General features: G+C 72.2%; 8 protein-coding genes. 6 read left to right on the plus strand and 2 right to left on the minus strand.

Annotation, left to right across the window (positions count from 1 at the left end):
* Window positions 1-152 precede the first annotated feature (152 nt).
* Together SM418_RS16900 and SM418_RS16905 are read right to left on the minus strand one after the other, a co-directional pair.
* Window positions 153-1,754 (minus strand): polysaccharide deacetylase family protein, encoded by a 1,602-nt coding sequence (locus tag SM418_RS16900; RefSeq protein WP_371941738.1) that lies wholly within the window; start codon window positions 1,752-1,754, stop codon window positions 153-155.
* 98 nt (window positions 1,755-1,852) lie between these two features.
* Entirely contained in the window at window positions 1,853-4,162 is a 2,310-nt protein-coding gene (locus SM418_RS16905) for a heavy metal translocating P-type ATPase (protein ID WP_371941740.1), read from the minus strand.
* 186 nt (window positions 4,163-4,348) lie between these two features.
* On the opposite strand from SM418_RS16905, the gene SM418_RS16910 reads away from it, so the two are divergent.
* From SM418_RS16910 to SM418_RS16935, 6 genes are all read left to right on the plus strand, one after another.
* The gene (locus SM418_RS16910; protein ID WP_371941742.1) at window positions 4,349-5,197 is read left to right on the plus strand and encodes a universal stress protein; all 849 of its coding nucleotides are present in this window, start codon (window positions 4,349-4,351) and stop codon (window positions 5,195-5,197) included.
* 215 nt (window positions 5,198-5,412) lie between these two features.
* A complete protein-coding gene (locus tag SM418_RS16915; protein ID WP_371941744.1) occupies window positions 5,413-5,673 on the plus strand; it encodes a transcriptional regulator in 261 nt (86 codons plus the stop codon).
* 906 nt (window positions 5,674-6,579) lie between these two features.
* Window positions 6,580-7,551, plus strand: coding sequence for a ParB/RepB/Spo0J family partition protein (locus tag SM418_RS16920; protein ID WP_371941746.1), 972 nt, complete (start codon window positions 6,580-6,582; stop codon window positions 7,549-7,551).
* 352 nt (window positions 7,552-7,903) lie between these two features.
* Window positions 7,904-9,337 (plus strand): NAD(P)/FAD-dependent oxidoreductase, encoded by a 1,434-nt coding sequence (locus SM418_RS16925; RefSeq protein ID WP_371941748.1) that lies wholly within the window; start codon window positions 7,904-7,906, stop codon window positions 9,335-9,337.
* A 38-nt stretch (window positions 9,338-9,375) separates the two neighbouring features.
* Entirely contained in the window at window positions 9,376-10,173 is a 798-nt protein-coding gene (locus SM418_RS16930) for an LLM class F420-dependent oxidoreductase (RefSeq protein ID WP_371941750.1), read from the plus strand.
* Complete coding sequence (locus tag SM418_RS16935) at window positions 10,157-18,049, plus strand: type I polyketide synthase (protein ID WP_371941751.1); 7,893 nt, start codon at window positions 10,157-10,159, stop codon at window positions 18,047-18,049. The genes SM418_RS16930 and SM418_RS16935 overlap by 17 nt, the downstream gene beginning before the upstream one ends.
* The last annotated feature ends 164 nt before the right edge of the window (window positions 18,050-18,213 follow it).

An 18,213-nucleotide genomic window follows, 5' to 3' on the forward strand; every position in this document is an offset into this window, starting at 1 on the left:
GCGTTCGGTACTGCTGTCGGCCATCGGCATCAGCGCGGCCCTGCCGGGGCTGCGGCTCCGAACCAGGTCCGGCCGCGTCCTCGTCTCGCCGTGCGGTCTCCGGCGGACGGCGGGGCGGCGGGGCCGCCCCCGGCGGTCTGCGCGCTCATCGGTCAGGGGATGAGCGCGTCGAGGGTGGTGAAGGAGTAGCCGGCGCCGCGGAGCCCGGTGATGATCGCGGGAAGCGCGTCGGCGTCCAGCGTGGTGCCGTCGTCGGGGTTGGCGCCGACGTGCATCAGGACGATCATCCCGGGCGTCTTGGCGGCCAGGACGCGCGCGATGACCTTGTCGGCGGTCTGCCCGCCGGAGGTGCCCTGCCAGCCGAGCGAGTCGACCGTCCAGCCGACCGGGACGTAGCCGAGGCCGTTGAGCAGGGTCACGTCGGAGGCGGTGTAGGCGCCGTAGGGGAAGCGGAAGAGCGGCACGGCCTGCGCGCCGTTGGTGTTGAAGATCGCGGTACGGGCGGTGGTGACCTGCGTCGTGGCCGCCGCGTCGCTGATCTTGGTGAAGTCGGGGTGGGTGTCGCTGTGGTTGCCGATCCGGAACCCCGATCCGGCCAGCAGGTTGCTGTAGATGGGGAACCCGCGGGCGAAGTCGCCGACCAGGAAGAACGTCGCCGGGACGTTCTCGCGCTGCAGGGTGGCGCGGATGGAGGCGACCCCGGAGGCGTCCCAGGCCGAGTCGAAGGTCAGCGCGGCGACCTTGGACGTGGTGGGGATCTTGGTGACGTTCTTGCCGCGCAGCGTGGACGGCACGCCGGGGGGAGGCCCGGGCACCCAGGCCTTCAGGTCGGTCGTCCAGGTGGTGCCGGTGATGGTGCGGCTCCAGAACGCCCCGTCGCGTCCGCGTCCGACCGACACGGTCTTGCCTCCGGCGAAGGCGGCGCCCGGCCCGTCGACGTACAGGCCGCCCATGATCTGCCAGTCGCCCCACGATCCGGCGTAGGCGCGGACGCGCAGCCGGTGGGTGCCGGCGTTGCGGACGAACACCCACACCTGCCCGGTGGCGGTGTCCGCGGCGATGCCCGGGGTGCTGTAGGTGCTCTCGCCGAGGGACGTCCAGTCCGACCAGGTGGCGCCGGTACGGGTCCGTGTCCAGACCGCGTGGTCGCGGCCGGTGACGACGACGCGGACGGCGTCGGTGCCGGTGACGGCGACGGCGGGCGCGGAGTCGGCCGTCATGTCCAGGGCCGTCCAGGCGCTCCAGCCGGCGCCGGGGGTGTACGTCCTGGTCCGCAGTTCGTCGGCGGAGTCGCGGACGAACACCTCGACGCGTCCGTCGGGGTGCCCGGCGGCGGCGGGCGCGGTGCTGATGAGCAGGTCGTCGACCTTCGTCCAGGGCTGCCAAGCGCCGTCGACGCGGACGCGCTCCCAGAGCCTGCCGTCGACGCCGCGTCCGTACACGTGGGGGTCACCGCCGGCGAAGGTGACGGCCGGGCCGCCGATCAGACGTCCGGCCACGTTGAGCGGGGCCGACCAGGCGCCGTCGACGAACCGCCGGTACAGCACGTTGCCGGTGGAGGCCCGGTAGGCGACGTCGAAGCCCTTACCGCTGGGCCAGCCGGCGACGCCGGGGGTGTAGGTGGGGACGTCCTCGGTCGCCGCCGCACGGGCGGCCGCGGTGGGAGATGACGCCGCCAGGGCGGGCCGGGCGGGCGCCGTCGCCAGGGCCGCCGGGAGCAGCACCGCAGTCGAGAGCGCAGTGAGGCGTCGCATCGGAATTCACCGTCCTCCGGTGGGGATTCCAGTGTCCGCCCCCGTGCCCCAGCGGAGGAGTGACGAAGGTCCCGTCACCGTCGCCGAACGTCGGCGGCTCAGGGCTCGGCGGTGTCGTGCACGTCGGCGAGGACGAAGTAGCTCTCCTCCTCCTGTGCGAAGTGCAGCCGCAGAACCGCGTACAGCTCCTGGACCGTCCGGCGCAGATCGCTCGCCGGCTCCGGCGCGGCGGGAGCCGCCCGCAGTTCCGCGATGAGCGCGCCGATCCGCCGCGTCAGCTCGGCTATCTCGGTGTGGCCGCGGCTCATCGCCCCCGTGGGGTCGGCGCCGCCGAGAGCCCGCGCGACCGCCGGGTAGAGCAGCCGCTCGTCCTTGCGCTCATGTTCGGCCAGATCGGCCAGGAAGCCCGCCAGGACGTCCAGGGCCGCTTCCCGCTCCTGCCCGGTGGACGCCGCGATGGTGTCCGCCAGGACGGGCAGCCGGTCGATGCGCGGCCACAGCGCCCGGTGCTCCTCGTCCAGCCGCCGGACGAGCTCGGCCGCGTCGCCGCGCAGCCGCGGCTCCCGGTCGCGGCCCGGGCCGAGGGCGCGCAGCGCGGCGAGGATCGCGGCGACGTCGATGCCCTCCTGGAGCAGCGCGCCCGCCGCCGGGGCCAGCAGCCCGAACGCCGCGGCGACCATCGCGACCAGGGACAGCCCCATGCCGGCGACGACGCTCTGCCGGGCGACCGAGCGGGTGCGCCGCGCGATCGCGAGGGACTCGGCCAGCCGCTCCAGCCGGTCCACCGTGATCACCACGTCGGCCGTCTCCGACGACGCCGTGGCGCCCCGGGCGCCGAGCGCGACGCCGACCCCCGCGGCCGCCAGCGCGGGCGCGTCGTTGACCCCGTCGCCGACCATCACCGTCGCCGCCCGCTCGCTCTCCGCGCGGGCGACCGCCACCTTCCCGGCCGGGGTCAGCCCGGCGTGCACGACGTCCGCGCCGACCAGCTCGCCGATCGGGCCGGCGACGTCCGCGCGGTCGCCGGTCACCATCACGGTGCGTTCGATGCCGGCCCGGCGCAGCAGCCGGAACGTGCGCGGCGCGTCCGGGCGGACGCGGTCGCGCAGCAGCAGCACGGCGGCGACCCGCCCGTCCACCCCGACGAACACGGTGATCGCGCCGCGTGCGGCGGCGCGGCGGCGCACCCGCTCCAGCCAGGCCGGGTCGCCGTCCCCGGCCCAGCTCGCCTTGCCGACGCTCACCCGGTGGCCGTCCACCACGCCGCGCACGCCCTGCCCGGCGGTTTCGGCGACGTCCGACGGGGCGGCGAGCGGCAGCCCGCGCTCATGGGCGCCGCGCACGATCGCCGATGCCAGCACATGCGGGGACACCTGGTCGAGCGAGGCCGCCAGCTGCAGCGGATCGCCCAAGGCCGCCGGGTCCGCGGTGACGACCTCGGTGAGCGCGGGACGCCCGGTGGTGATGGTGCCGGTCTTGTCGAACAGCAGCACCCGCGCCCCGGCGAGCCGCTCCAGCGCGCCGCCGCCCTTCACCACCACGCCGCGGCGCGCGCAGCGCGACAGGCCGGACACGAACGCGATCGGCGCGGCGAGGATCAGCGGGCAGGGCGTCGCCACGACCAGCACCGCCACGGCCCGCACCGGGTCCCCGGCGGCCAGCCACGCCGCCCCGGCCACCGCCAGCGTCACGGGGATGAACAGGGCCGAGTACCGGTCGGCGAGCCGCACGAACGGCGCGCTCTCGGCCGCGGCCTCCTCGGCGAGCCGGACGATCCCCGCATAGGTGCTGGATCCGGCGTCGTTGGTCGCGCGCAGCTCGAACGGCCGCCCCGAGTTGACGGCCCCGCTGCGCACCTCGTCGCCCGCCGGATGCTCCACCGGGAGCGGCTCGCCGGTGAGTGTGGACTCGTCCAGGACGGCCGGGTCGCGCTCCACCAGCCCGTCCACCGGCACGACCTCGCCCGGGCGGACGAGCAGCCGGTCGCCGGGACGCACCTCGGCGACGTCGACCGTGTCCAGGCCGCCGTCCGTCCGGCGGTGCGCGACGCGGGGCGCGAGTGACAGCAGCGCGCTCAGGTCGCGGCGGGCCCGCCGTCCCGCGCGTTCCTCCAGCAGCCGCCCGCCGGTGAGCATCACCGCGATCACCGCGCCGGCGAGCGGCTCGCCCACCGCGACCGTGCCGGCCAGCGCGAGCACCGCGATGAGATCACCGCCGAACCTGCGGTGCAGCAGCCCGTCGACGACCCACCAGGCCGCCGGGACGAGCGCGAGCACCGTCACCAGCAGCCAGATGAGGTCACCGGCGCCCGACCCGACCGTCCAGCGGACGGCGGCGCCGGCCGCCAGCCCGCCACCGGCAAGGGCGAACAGCGCCTCCGGGCCCCGCCGTGCGATCACAACCTGCACATCCTCCTCCCCGTCGCACCGGAGTCCGGATCCTCCGCCTTCGCTTCACGGACTCCGGGCCCCGGAGACGACGGCCTCCTGCGCCCCGGGCATAAAGGCCGCCCGAGCGGGGACCTCCGCCCCTAGGACCGCCACTACCCGGAAAAGAGCGTGGATATTGGGGAACCGATGGCTGAGGAGGATGTGATGTCCGAGCCGATCGTCGTCGGTACCGACGGCTCCGATGAGTCGGAGCGCGCCCTGCAGTGGGCCGCGGCCGAAGCCGCCTTGCGCGAACGTCCCCTGCACATCGTGCACGCGCTGGAGAGCTGGCCCTACAAGGCGCCGCTGTTCATGCCGCCCGAGACCACCGAGCGGATGACCGCCGCCGGGCGCCGGCTGCTGGCCGCGGCCCGCGAACGCGTCCAGGAGCGGTGGCCCGAGCTGGAGACCACGACCGCCCTGGTCGCCGGAGAGACCCCGCAGGCGCTGCGCGACCAGTCGGACAGGGCGTTCGAGCTGGTGCTGGGCAGCCGAGGCCGCGGCGGGTTCGCCAGCATGCTGCTGGGCTCCACGAGCCTGCGCATGGCCGCGCGCTCCACCGTCCCTATCGTGATCGTGCGCGGGGACACCGCCGACCGCGGCGAGGTCGTCGTGGGCGTCGACCTGCTGCGCGACGCCGACACCCTGCTCGACCACGCTTTCGACGCCGCCGCGCTGCGCGGCGCCCGGTTGCGCGTCGTGCACGCCTGGCAGACGTTCGGGACCCTCATCGAGGCCGGCTACGCCATCGACGCCGATCAGATCGAACGGGACCTGCGCGCCCGGCTCACCGAGACCTACACCCCGCTGCGGGCCAAGTACCCGAGTGTGGACGCCGTGGACGAGCTCGTCCCGGAGCATCCGGTGACCGCACTGTCCAACGCCTCCCGCAACGCCCGCCTCCTGCTCGTCGGCGCCCACCAGAGGCAGTGGACGGCACCACAGCTCGGCTCCATCACCCACGGTGTCATCCACCACGCCCGCTGCCCAGTCGCCATCATCCCTTCCGCCTAACGGACATCACGGTCCGGGGTTCGCGGCCCTCGCGTGCGGGGTCCAGGCTGATCAGCGCCAGGTAGACGCCGGATTTGTCCGAATGGCTGGATGCGGCCTGGGCGGGCCTCTCCCGGCCAGCGGTGCCGTGATGGACGATGAACCGGTACGACTGACGGTGGGGGCGTTATGGACGTGAAGCCGGCGGGGCCGCCTGGGAGGCGCACGAGCAGCTGATGGAGGCCGCGCGGAGCGTCCGGCCGGTGGACGCGGGACATGCGGACGCGCTGCTGACCGAGGCGATCACGCGGGCGGTGCTGGGCGGCCGGATCGCCGTCGCCCCGCGGTACGCGGAGCGGTGCGCCGGAGCGCCCGCGCTGGACGGGGAACGCCCGCCGGACGCGAAACTCGGCCTGCTCACACCCCAGGAGCTGCAGGTGGCCCGCGTGATCGCGCAGGGGATGAACAACGTGAACCTGTTGGACCCGGTCGGCTGACGCCGAGAGGGCAAGCCCGGCCGGCTTCGCCGCACCGAGAGACCTCGTTCCCCGGCCGACCCGTTCAGGACCCTCCTGCAACGGGCGGTACGGGGGCGAGGAAGAACCGCGCGGCGCCAGCCGCAGGCCGACACGGCGCACCACCCGAGGCCGCTTCCTCAGCAGGCGAGCGGTGCCCGTGGCCGTCGGACGGGTGACTGCTGTCGGTCTGGCTGCACCAGACCGGGCCCAGGGTACGGGCGCCGCCGATAAAGGCGATGTCCAGCCCGCCATTGCGAACCGTTTTCACCAGCAGCAGGGCCCCGGCCTGTGCGGCCATACCGCGACCGCCGCTCTGGCCATCCGCACGCGGATATGGGCCGATACGCCGTCCGCCTGGGACGTGCTTCTTTCCTTACCGCCCGCGGGACTCTCGGCAAGCCTGTCGCTGCAGGTCAGAAAGCACTTCTCGGATTTACGGCCAAGCCGCCCGGGAAAGCCGGAGGTCGGCCCCGGCTCGGCCCGTCGGACGCCGATACAGATCCTATCCAGGATCAGTATCGGCGGAGGTGAACACGGCCGCTGTTCTTTCACGTCGCAGAGCAGCCTGGGCCGGCTGTACCAGCAGTGGAGCACTCCCGGAGAGCGCGGACCGCTGAGGGGTGCACTTAACGCCGCGGAGCAAGGCCCCAGTCAAACCGGAAATGCCGTGTTCCTGCAGGTAAAGAGTGTGCGAGTTGGCGTGGGCATGTTGATTGACACCTGTGAGTGGCTGTCCTATGATATGCAACCGACAAGGTAGCCCAAGTACCCCGCAAAGGTTGTCATTCGTTTCTGCGGCTCCTGATCAGTATCGCTGATACGAGTCTAGACGGCCTGTCTGTGAGCGACATTAATCGTCTCTGGTCGCATCTCTGTGGAGTGTCCTTGTCTGAACGTGAAGAAAATGGCGTTCCCTCGAAGTTTCTAGAGATCGACAAGCTCTTACCCGCCAATTCTCCCCGCACTTCCGGGGAAAATGAGAACCACGTGCGCTTGCTGGCCGAGGCCGGGACCGATGTGCCGCCGATTCTGGTGCATCGGCAGACCATGCGGGTGATCGATGGGATGCACCGGCTCCACGCCGCCAGGATGAGGGGTGACGACGTCATAGCGGCCGAGTTCTTCGACGGCTCCGAGGAAGCGGCTTTCGTCAGGGCCGTGGAGGCCAATATCACCCACGGCCTGCCGCTGTCGCTGGAGGACAGGCGAGCCGCGGCCGCCCGGATCATCGGCATGTTCCCGGACATGGCGGATCGGAGTATCGCGCGGTCAGCGGGGCTCGCTCCCGGGACCGTGAGCCGCATCCGGCAACAGATGACAGAAGGGCGCACGCCGGACGAGACGCGGCTCGGTCGCGACGGCCGGCGGCGCCCGGTGAACGGTGCGGACGCAAGGAAGCGGGCCGCCGATGCGATCATGGCCGATCCCACCGCCCCGCTCCGGCGGATCGCCGAGATCGCCGGTGTCTCCATCGGGACTGCGCATTCCGTGCGAAAAGGCCTTTGGCGACGCAACGACGTGGATCGTCCGTCGCCCGATGGGAACGCGACAGCGAACTTCAGGCCCCAGGCTCGAACGGGTCACCGCTCGCACTCGCCCGAGAGGCAAGATAGCCAGAGCCGGCTCCTGGTCATGCAGAAAGATCCCGCGCTCAAGTTCTCGGAGCTCGGCAAAGAACTGCTCCGCTGGCTCCATGTGCAGAGTGTGGCCGAGGCGAAGATCTCCCGGATGACCGAGGTGATACCTTCACACCTCCTGCCGATCGTGGCCGACATGGCGCTGCATTCCGCGGAGACGTGGAACGATTTCGCCGAAGCCCTGAAGGAGCGCTGGCGGCACCAGTCCGACGGACTCTGAGTAGTGCTGTGGCGACACGGAGATCGCGATCGACCGTTCAACTGACCAGAATGATCGGTTGAACGTCCCGGCACATCGAGCGGATTCACGGGTCGCCGCTGGTCGGGCGGCGGCACCGTATCCGCCCGGTCCGGTCATCCCGGTTCGGAGTCGACCTCGATGTGAGGTCGACTGCTGAACAATCCGGGCTCGACGCTATAGAGCCGCGTCCAGGGATGGGTACTCGCCGGCCAGCGGCCTTGCGTCGCCGGCTTGTGGAAGTGTCGGCTCTCGGATTCCACAGACCTGCTCCATTACTTCGTTTCGATGGCCAATTCGCATAGAATTTCCCCGATCCTGCTCAGGAGAATCTGTGGTGGATGTGACGGAGTTCGACTGCCTCATCGTCGGAAACGGCGCGCTGGGGCTGTTCCTGGCGAATGAGCTGGCCGAGCGCGCACGGCTGCGCGTGGCGATCAGCGGGGATGCCAGGCGCCCGACGGGAGCCAGTCAGGCGGCCGGCGCCATGCTCGGCTGCTTCGCCGAGGTCACCGCGGAGACCTTCGTCGGCGATGCCGGAAGGGAACGATTCGAGCTCTCCCTGGCGGCGAGGCACCGGTGGCCTGATCTGCTCAAGCGGCTCCGGAGCAGCGACGACACCGCCCGTTCCCCGGACGTCGCCGAGGGCACATATGTCGTCCTCAACACCTGCGGCTCGGAACTCGACTCGGAGAACTTCGACGCGATCACAGCGGCGGCCGAGCACTATGCCGAACCTTGGACGGAGGTCGATCCGGCCGCCATACGCGGTTACTGCCCGCGGCCGGACGCCCGGGCGCTGCGGGCCATCCACATCCCCGGGGAAGGCGGGGTCGATGCCCGCGCCGTACTGGACCTGGTCGAACGGCGGGTGCGAGCCGCCGGCGTGACGATGCTGCCCGAGGTGGCAGGGCTGGCCTCCGAGGGCGGTCAGGTGACCGGGGCGGTCCTCGCGGACGGGAAGCGGGTGGCGGCCGGCGCCACCGTGGTCGCGGCGGGGGCCAGGAGCGGCGCGCTGCTCGCCCCGGTGCTGGAACCGGACGAGGTCATGCCGATGTTCGCGGGGCTCGGCTTCGCGGTCGTTGCCGAGCGGACCCGGGGAGCGGGCTTCGAAAGCGTCGTCCGCACGCCCAACCGCGCCTTCGCCTGCGGCCTTCACCTGGTCCCTCTCGGCGGGAAACGGGAGTACCTGGGCGCGACGAACATGGTGGTCGGGGAGCCCCAGGCGAACGGGGTGCTCGGCGACGTCCACTTCCTCACCGGTTGCGCGATGGCCCAGCTCGACGAGGAGATCTACCACCACCAGATCACCGGTTACCGCGTGGGCAACCGGCCGGTCTCCCTGGACGGCCTCCCGCTCGTGGGATGGGTACGCGAGCCGGGTCTGTACCTGCTGACCGGCACCTACCGGGACGGCTTCCACAACGCGCCGCTGCTCGCCGAGCACGCGGCCGACCAGCTCGCGGGCGGCGCGGGCGTCATCGGGGAGACCTTCTCGCCGAGGAGAACCCCGATCTTCACCAGGTCGGTGGAGCGGTCGATCGAGGACTTCGTGCGCCACCGCATGGCGGCCTGGTACGAGACCGGCGCCGAGTCACCGCCCAACATGCCTTCCTCGGCCCTCCGGCAGATCCTGCGGGAACAGGCCAGGACCTTCTACGAGCGGCTCGGCCTGGAGCGGGGGCTGCCGCCCGACCTGCTGATGCACGTCCTCGGCACGCTGCAGAGCCGGCGAACCGCCGCGGTCCTGCGTTACCTGCGCTCTTGACGGCGGACTCCAGCCTCCGACGACTCGCGAGGAGTGTGATGATCGAGCATCCCTACTCGAAGTACCCGATGCGGATCGGCGCCCAGATCCAGCCGCAGCGGTGCAGTTACGCCGAGATCCGCCGGACGGCCGCCGAGCTAGAGGAACTCGGCGTGGACGTGCTGCTCAACTGGGATCACTTCTTCCCGATGTACGGTCCCGCCGAGGGCGAGCACTTCGAGTGCTGGTCGATGCTGGCCGCGTGGGCGGAGGCGACCGAGCGGGTCGAGATCGGTCCCCTGGTGACGTGCAGCTCCTACCGCAACCCGGATCTGCTGGCCGACATGGCGCGGACGGTCGATCACATCAGCGGGGGGCGGCTGCTCTTCGGCATCGGCGCGGGCTGGAGCGAGCGCGACTACAGGGAGTACGGATACGAGTTCGGCGCCGCGGGACGCCGCCTGGACGCGCTGGGCGAGGCTCTCGTCCGCATCGAGCGGCGCTGGGGACTGCTGAACCCTCCTCCGCTGCGCAAGGTCCCCGTGCTGATCGGGGGCAACGGGGAGCGGAAGACCCTGCGGCTGGCGGCTCTGCACGCCGACATCTGGCACGGCTTCGGACGTCCCGACCAGCTCGCCGCCAAGCACGGCGTCCTCGACGCGTGGTGCGCGGAGCTGGGCCGCGACCCCGGTGAGATCGAACGCGCCACCCGGGTGCTGCGCAAGGGACCGGAGGAGGTCGGCCCCGCGCTCGCCGAGGTCGGCACTCGTTTCGTCACTCTCGTCATCTCCGTGCGCGACTTCGACCGAGGACACGTCCGTGACTGGCTGGACTTCCGTGATGAGTTCAATCGATGACCACGCCGGGGACGGCGACATCGCGATCGTCGGATTCGCCTGTCGCTTCCCCGGTGCCCCCGACGCCGCGGCGTTCTGGCGCAATCTGTGCGCCGGCGTCGAGTCCATCCGGCATTTCGACGACGGGGAGCTCGCGCGGCTCGGCGTCCCCGCCGAGCGGGCGCGGCGCCCCGGCTTCGTGAAGGCGGGCGCGGTCGTCGACGGCGCCGACGAGTTCGATCACCGGTTCTGGGGCTACTCACCCCGTGAGGCCGCGCTGCTGGACCCGCAGCAGCGGCTGTTCCTGGAGACGGCCTGGGAAGCCGTGGAACACGCGGGCTACTCGCCGAGGCAGCACGATGGCCTCTGCGGGGTGTACGCGGGGATGGGTCTGAGCACCTACCTGCTGTTCGGCCTCCTCGGCCACCCCGCCGTCGGCGAGGGCGACGAGCAGATGGTCATGCTCGGCAACGACAAGGACTTCCTCAGCACGCGGGTCTCGTATCACCTCGGCCTGAAAGGCCCGAGCGTGTCGGTGCAGACGGGCTGCTCCACCTCGCTGGTCGCCGCGCACCTGGCGTGCGACGGGCTGCTCAGCCACCAGTGCGACATCGCGCTCGCGGGCGGGGTCACCGTCGTGCTGCCCGACAGGACCGGCTACGTCCACGCTCCGAACGGAACGGCCTCGTCGGACGGGCACTGCCGGGCGTTCGACGCGCGGGCCGACGGGACCGTGTTCGGCAGCGGCGCGGGCGTGGTCGTCCTGAAGAGGATGCAGGACGCACTGGACGACGGCGACGTGGTCTACGCCGTCGTCAAGGGCTCGGCGGTCAACAACGACGGGGCCGACAGGGTGGGGTTCACCGCTCCGAGCGTGGACGGTCAGACCGAGGTCATCGTGCAGGCCCAGCGGGTCGCGGGCGTGGACGCCGCCACCGTCACCTACGTCGAAGCGCACGGCACGGCCACCAGGCTCGGCGATCCCGTCGAGGTCGCCGCCCTCACCAGGGCGTTCCGGGCGAGCACCGACGCCACGGGTTACTGCGCGCTGGGGTCGGTGAAGACCAACATCGGGCACCTCGACGCCGCGGCCGGGGCGGCGAGCCTGATCAAGACGACGCTGGCCCTGCACCACCGGCGCATACCGCCCTCCCTCAACTTCGCGTCGCCCAACCCGCAGATCGAATTCGACGAGAGCCCGTTCTACGTGAACACCCGCCTGTCCGAATGGCGGCGCGGCTCCGCTCCGCGCCGGGCAGGCGTGAGCGCGTTCGGCTTCGGCGGGACCAACGCCCACCTCGTCCTCGAGGAGGCGCCGCCCCCGCCTGCGGCGGCCCCCGCCCGGCGGCCGCAACTCCTGGTGCTCTCGGCGAAGTCGCGGACGGCGCTCGACGAGATGAGCCGGCGGCTCGCCGACCGGCTGTCCGATGAGCCGGGCCTGGAGCTGGCCGACGCGGCCTACACGCTCCAGCGCGGCCGTACCGTGTTCGCTCACCGCAGGTCCCTGGTGTGCGGGGACGCCGCCGAGGCCGCCGCGGCGCTCCGCGGCGGGAGGGGGTCGGCCCGTGTCCATGACCGGCAGGAGGAGCGGCATGGGCGGCCGGTAGCGTTCATGTTCCCCGGGCTGGGGGACCAGTACGAGGGCATGGGCCGGGATCTCTACCGGGAACAGCCGGTCTTTCGCGAGGCCGTCGATCACTGCGCCGACGTTCTCGCTCCGCACCTCGGCGTCGACCTTCGCGAGACGCTGTATCCGGAGAACGGGGAGCCCGGCCCGGGCGGATCGTTCGACCTCGGGGCGATGCTCCAGGTCGGCGGGCCGTCCACGGGGTCCGGGGGGACCGGTATCCACCGCACGATCGCGGGGCACCCGGCACTGTTCGTCAGCGAGTACGCCATGGCCCGCCTGTGGACGTCGTGGGGAGTGGACCCGGTCGCGATGATCGGACACAGTCTCGGCGAGTACGTCGCGGCCACGGTCGCCGGTGTGTTCCGCCTGGAGGACGCGCTCCTCCTCGTCGCCCGCCGTGCCCAGCTCATCGACGAGTTGCCGGGCGCCGCGATGCTCGCCGTCGCGATGTCGGCTCCGGAGGTGGGACGGCTTCTGACGGGGCGGGCGCACGCGGATCTCGCGGTCGCGCTGCTCAACGGCGACCGGCTCACCGTGGTGGCGGGGCCCGAGCCGGAGATCGAGCGGCTGCGCGGCGAGCTGGCGGAACGCGGTGTCGACACCCGGCGCCTGCAGGCCCAGCACGCATTCCACTCGCCCATGCTCGAAACGATCGTCCGCCCGCTGGCGGATCTGGTGAGCGGCCTGGATCTGTCGAAGCCGCGCGTGCCGTTCGTCTCGAACACGACCGGCACGTGGATCAGGGACGAGGAGGCGACCGATCCGTGGTACTGGGCGCGGCATACCACGCGACCGGTGAGGTTCAACGACGGACTGCGGACGCTTCGCGAGCGGCGCGACCAGATTCTGCTCGACCTCGGCCCGGGGCGTTCGCTGAGCGCGCTGGCCGCCGGGGACGCCGCGGAACGGGACGGCGGCGATGCGACCGTCGTGCTGCCCGCCTGGCGCGCGTCCTATGACCGCAGAGGCGACGACGTCGCGCACGTCCTCGACGCCCTGGGGCAGGCATGGCTGGCCGGAGTGACCCCCGACTGGGAGGCCGTGCACGCGCCGCGAGCGCCACGCCGGGTCCCGCTTCCCACGTATCCCTTCCAACGGCGGCGGGCCTGGATCGGGCCGCGCGACCGGCCGGCCCCGGCCGCCGCGGCCGGCGGCCGGGCCGCGTTCGACGAGTGGTTCTGGGCGTCCGGCTGGCGCTCCGTCCCGACCGCCGTCCGGCATCATCCGGGGACCTGGCCGGCGGACGAGGGCTGGCTGCTGATCGCCGACGGCTCCGGACTCTCCGACCGCGTCGCCGAACGCCTGGCCGGCCTCGGGCAGACGGTCACCGTCGCGGCGCCCGGTGACGGGTTCGCCCGCCTCGACGAGGGCGGGTACCGGATCGACCCGACCTCGGCCGCCGACTTTGCGGCACTGCTCGCCGCCTTGGCCGAGGACGGGCGACGCCCGACGCGCGTCGTCCACCTCGCCGGCCTCGACGGCCGCGCCGACGACGACGCGGGCTGCCTGAGACTCGGTTTCCACAGTGTCCTCGCGCTCGTCAGGGCGTTGGGTGGGCGCGCTGGGGAACGGGTCTCGCTGTGGATCGTGACCGACGGGCTCGCCCCGATCGAGTCCGGCGACGTCCTGTCGCCGGCCAAGTCGACGGTGCTGGCCGCCGCGCAGTGCGCCCCGCAGGAGTACGAGGGCGTCGGCACCCACTGCGTCGATCTGGCGGCGGCCCGCTCGGACGGCCCGGACACCGCGCAACGGCTGCTGGACGTCATCGCGGCGTGCCCGCGGGAGCGCCTGCTCGCGCTGCGCGGAAACCGTCTCTGGGCGCACGGATTCGAGCCGATCGACCTTTCCGGAACGCGCGAGCCGCTCCGGGACGAAGGGGTGTACGTGGTTCTGGGCGGCCTCGGCAGGATAGGTCTGGACGTGGCCGCCCACCTCGCCGAGGGACTCCGGGCCCGCATCGCACTGGTCGGCCGCTCACCGTTCCCGGAGCCCGACCGGTGGGACGCCTGGTTGAGCGACCACGCGGAGGACGACCCCACCAGCCGGCGGATCAGAAGACTCCGCGCGATGACCGGGCACGGCGCCGAGGTCGCCGTCCTCAGCGCCGACGTCACCGACAGCGCGGCACTGCGCAACGTCTTCGCGGACGTCCGCGGGCGGTTCGGGGCCGTTCACGGCGTGGTCCACGCCGCGGGCCTGGGGGGCGCGGCGGCCTTCCTGACCATCGACGAGAGCTCGCCCCAGCGGGCGGAAACGGTGATGCGGGCAAAGACGGCCGGAACCCGGGCACTCCAGGAGGCGTTGCGCGAGCATCGTCCCGACTTCGTCCTGCTGCTGTCGTCGAACGCGGCCGTCCTCGGCGGCCTGGGCACGTCCGCTTACGCCGCGGCCAACCTGTTCATGGACCAGGTCGCCGAGCAGGCGCGTCCCGAAAAGGGCGCCACCCGCTGGATCAGCGTCGATCTGGAGGAGTGGCTGTCCGGTGAGGGCGAGGACACGCCGGTCGTGAGCTTCACCCGGTACGGGGTCGGCGCCGCCGATGGGACGGCCGCGCTGCGCAGGGTGCTGGAGGGGGCGCCCGGCGGCCGGTACACGCTGGTGACGGGCGATCTCGAGGAGCGCCTCGACCGTTGGATCCGCGATCCGGAGGCGGCCCGGCACGAACGCCCGCGCGGCGACGCCGAACGGCTGCCGAGACCGGCGCTCTCCACCGGTTACGTCCCCCCGCGCGGCGACGCGGAAGAGGCGATCGCACGGACCTGGGAGGAGATCCTGGGGTTCGAGTCGATCGGACGCGACGACGACTTCTACGAGCTGGGGGGTCACTCGCTGCTGGCGACGCAGATCGTCACCCGCGTCCGGGCCGAATTCGGGGTCGAGCTGTCGCTGCTGAGCCTGCTCGGGTCCGCGACGGTGGCGGGATTCGCCGCCCGGGTCGGCGACGCGGCCGCAGCGGGCGAGCCGGCGGTGACCGGGCCGATCCCGGCCGTGCCGCGCGACCGGCCGCTGCCGCTGTCGTACGCCCAGCGCCGGTTCTGGTATCTGTACGAGCTCGAGCCGGAGAACCCCTTCTACACCATCCCCGACGCCGTGCGCCTCGACGGTCCGCTGCGCGTCGACCTGCTCGAACATGCGATCAACGAGATCATCGCCCGGCACGAGGCGCTGCGCACCGGCTTCGGCGTCGCCGACGGCGAGCCGGTGCAGCGGATCGAGCCGCGGCTGGAGTTCACGATCGGCTGGGAGGACCTGCGGGGACTGCCCCCGCAGGAGCGGCACGAGCGCTGGCGGGACATGGCGCTCCAGGAGACGCTCAAGCCCTTCGACCTGACCGAGCCGCCGCTGCTGCGCGTGACCGTGGTGCGCATGGACGATCAGGAGCACATCCTGATGCTGACGATGCACCACGCCATCTCCGACGGATGGTCGATAGGCGTGTTCATCCACGAGCTGACGGCCCGGTACGCCGCTCTCTGCGGAGCCGGGGGCGAAGCTCTGGAGCCTCTGCCGATCCAGTACGCGGACTATGCCGTGTGGCAGCGCGAGACGCTGCGCGGCGAGACGCGCGACCGGCTCGTCGACTACTGGAGGGAAAGCCTGTCCGGTGCGCCGCCACTGGTGTCCTTCCCCACCGACCACGTGCGGCCCACGGTGCAGAGTTTCCGCGGGGGCGTCCATCCGGTCAGCCTGCCGGCCGGGCTGGTCGACAGACTTCGCCGCCTGTCGAGCACGGAGCACTGCACCCTCTTCATGACGCTCCTCGCGGCGTTCACGTGCCTGCTCCACCGTCAGTCGGGGGAGACCGATGTCGTCGTCGGCTCGCCCATCGCCGGACGCACCCGGCGGGAGCTGGAGGTACTCGTCGGGACGTTCGTCAACATGCTGCCGCTGCGCACGCGGATCGACCCGGGGATGTCGTTCCGGGAACTGATGGCGCGGGTCCGGGACGTCACCCGCGAGTCCTACGCCCACCAGGATCTTCCGTTCGAGGTCATGGTGGAAGAACTGTGCCCCGAGCGCGACCTCGGCCACGGCCAGATCTTCCAGAACGTCTTCGTGCTCCAGAACGCGCCGCTGCCGCTGCTGGATCTGGCCGGACTCCGGGTGGAACGGGTGCCGATGCCGGCGACGACGGCGAAGTTCGACCTGATGATGTCGCTGGAGGAGAACGGCGCCGGGGCGGAGGGGGCGATCGAGTACGCGACGGACCTGTTCACGGCGCCGACCATCGAGAGGCTGGCCGAGCAGTTCGTCCGGCTCCTGGAACGCGCGACGGACGATCCGGATCGGGCGGTGGGCGATTTGGAGCTCATGTCCGCCGACGAACTGGCCGAGGCCGCGCACGCCGCGGCGAGGGGAAGGGCACTGCCGGCCGGGCCGGATTCCATCCCGGACCTGCTCGCGGCGCGGGCCGCGGAGGCGCCCGACGCGCCGGCCCTGCTGGAGGCCGGCACCGGTGAGTCCGTCGCCTTCGGCGCCTTGGAGGCCCGTTCCAACCAGGTCGCCCACTATCTGAGGCGACGCGGAATCGGTGCCGAGTCACGTGTCGGTCTCGCCTTGCGGCGCACGCCCGAGACGATCGCCGCACTGATCGGAGTGCTCAAGGCGGGGGCCGCCTATCTCCCCCTGGACCCCGAGTACCCGCCGGACCGGATCTCGTTCATGATCGAGGACGCGGGCGCGGACCTCGTGCTCGCGGAGAGCGCGCGGGCGGCTCCGGTCCCGGACGGCGCCCCGGTCGCCGTCGTCCGCGTCTCGGACCTGTGGGCGGCGTGCGCGGCGCTCCCCGTCACCCCGGTCGATCACCGGATCGATCCGCAGGACGCCGCGTACGTCCTCTACACCTCGGGCTCGTCCGGCGTGCCCAAGGGCGTCATCGGCCTGCACGGGGGGATGATCAACCGCCTTCGCTGGATGTGGGACGAATATCCCTTCGGTCCCGGCGAAACGGCCTGCCAGAAGACCTCGCTGAACTTCCTGGACTCGTTCTGGGAGATCTTCGGGCCGCTGTGCCAGGGCGTCCCGGTCGCGGTGATCCCCCATGAGCTCCTGCTGGAACCCCGGGCGCTGGTGGACGCCCTCTCCCGGCACCGGGTGACCCGGATCGTCCTCGTTCCGTCCCTTCTGCGGGCGCTCCTGGACGGCTTCTCCGACCTCGGCGCCCGCCTGCCGCACCTGTCACTGTGGGCGTCCAGCGGCGAGGCCCTTGGCTGCGACCTCCTCGAGCGGTTCACGGCCGAGCTTCCGGCGGCGCGGCTGCTCAACCTCTACGGGGCGTCGGAGATCTCGGCGGACGTGACCTGCCACCTGGCGACGGCGGCCGATTCCGCCGGGGCGCTCGTCCCGATCGGCAGGCCCATCTCCGAGACCTTCGTTCACGTCCTGGACGACCGGCTGAATCCGGTGCCTCCCGGGGTGGAGGGAGAGATCTACGTGGGCGGCGTCTCGCTCGCCCGCGGCTACGCGGGACGGCCGGGCCTGACCGCGGAGCGATTCGTCCCCGATCCGTTCGCCGCCGCGCCGGGCGGCAGGCTCTACCGAACCGGCGACCGCGCCCGGCGCCGCGCCGACGGCGTGCTGGAGTACGTCGGGCGGCGTGACCAGCAGGTGAAGGTCAGGGGTTTCCGGATCGAACCGCTCGAGGTGGAGTCCGCACTGGCCCGGTACCCGGGGATCGTCCAGGCCGCGGTGGAGGCGGAGGGCGACGTCCTCGTGGCGTACTGCGAGCCCGAGGCGGGGAAGCGGATCGACGGCGACGCCCTGTACCGCTTCCTGCGGCGCCGCCTGCCGGCGTACATGATCCCTGCCGCGTTCGTCCCCTGCCCGGCGCTGCCGCTCAACCAGAGCGGCAAGGTGGACCGCCTGGCACTCCCGCACACCGCGGATCGCGAGCATCTGGCCGCCGCTCCGCCCGTGCCGCCGCGCGACGACGCCGAGGCGGCCGTCGCCGCGATGTGGTCCGACTTTCTCGGCACGTCCGGGCCGGTCGGGGTGAACGACAACTTCTTCGCCGTGGGGGGCTACTCGCTTCTGGTCGGCCGCCTGATCGCTTGGGTACGAGAGGTGTTCGACGTCGACGTGCCGCTCAAGGTGTTCCTCGCCGAGCCGACCGTGGCGGCCCTCGTCGCGGAACTGCGCGCCGATCCGGTGCGCGGCGCCGAAGCGGAGCGTCGCGGGGCCGTGCTGCTGCGAGTCGCCGCGCTGTCGGACGGCGAGGTCGACGACCTGCTCTCCCCGGCGCCCGCACGGCCGGGTGCGGGCGAGTGACCGGCACGGGCGGCTCCCGGGGGAGCCGGGCGAGCAGAGCGTCGAGCGGTGGCCTCGCCGGTTGGACGCGGCGACATCGCCGGTTGGACAATGTCAACCGCACTGTCGGTCGGTCACGGGCCGGTCTCCGGCTCCCGCCGGCTCCCGCCGCGGTCCGGCCGGTG

It is taken from the genome of Actinomadura chokoriensis, from assembly GCF_041463665.1.
GTDB classification, from domain to species: domain Bacteria; phylum Actinomycetota; class Actinomycetes; order Streptosporangiales; family Streptosporangiaceae; genus Spirillospora; species Spirillospora chokoriensis_A.

Excerpts from the sequence above, each read along its gene's own strand:
- SM418_RS16900 (WP_371941738.1), bottom strand. The coding sequence starts at position 1,754 with ATGCGACGCCTCACTGCGCTCTCGACTGCGGTGCTGCTCCCGGCGGCC.
- SM418_RS16915 (WP_371941744.1), top strand. The coding sequence starts at position 5,413 with ATGGAGGCCGCGCGGAGCGTCCGGCCGGTGGACGCGGGACATGCGGAC.
- SM418_RS16910 (WP_371941742.1), top strand. The coding sequence starts at position 4,349 with ATGTCCGAGCCGATCGTCGTCGGTACCGACGGCTCCGATGAGTCGGAG.
- SM418_RS16930 (WP_371941750.1), top strand. The coding sequence starts at position 9,376 with ATGATCGAGCATCCCTACTCGAAGTACCCGATGCGGATCGGCGCCCAG.
- SM418_RS16935 (WP_371941751.1), top strand. The coding sequence starts at position 10,157 with ATGAGTTCAATCGATGACCACGCCGGGGACGGCGACATCGCGATCGTC.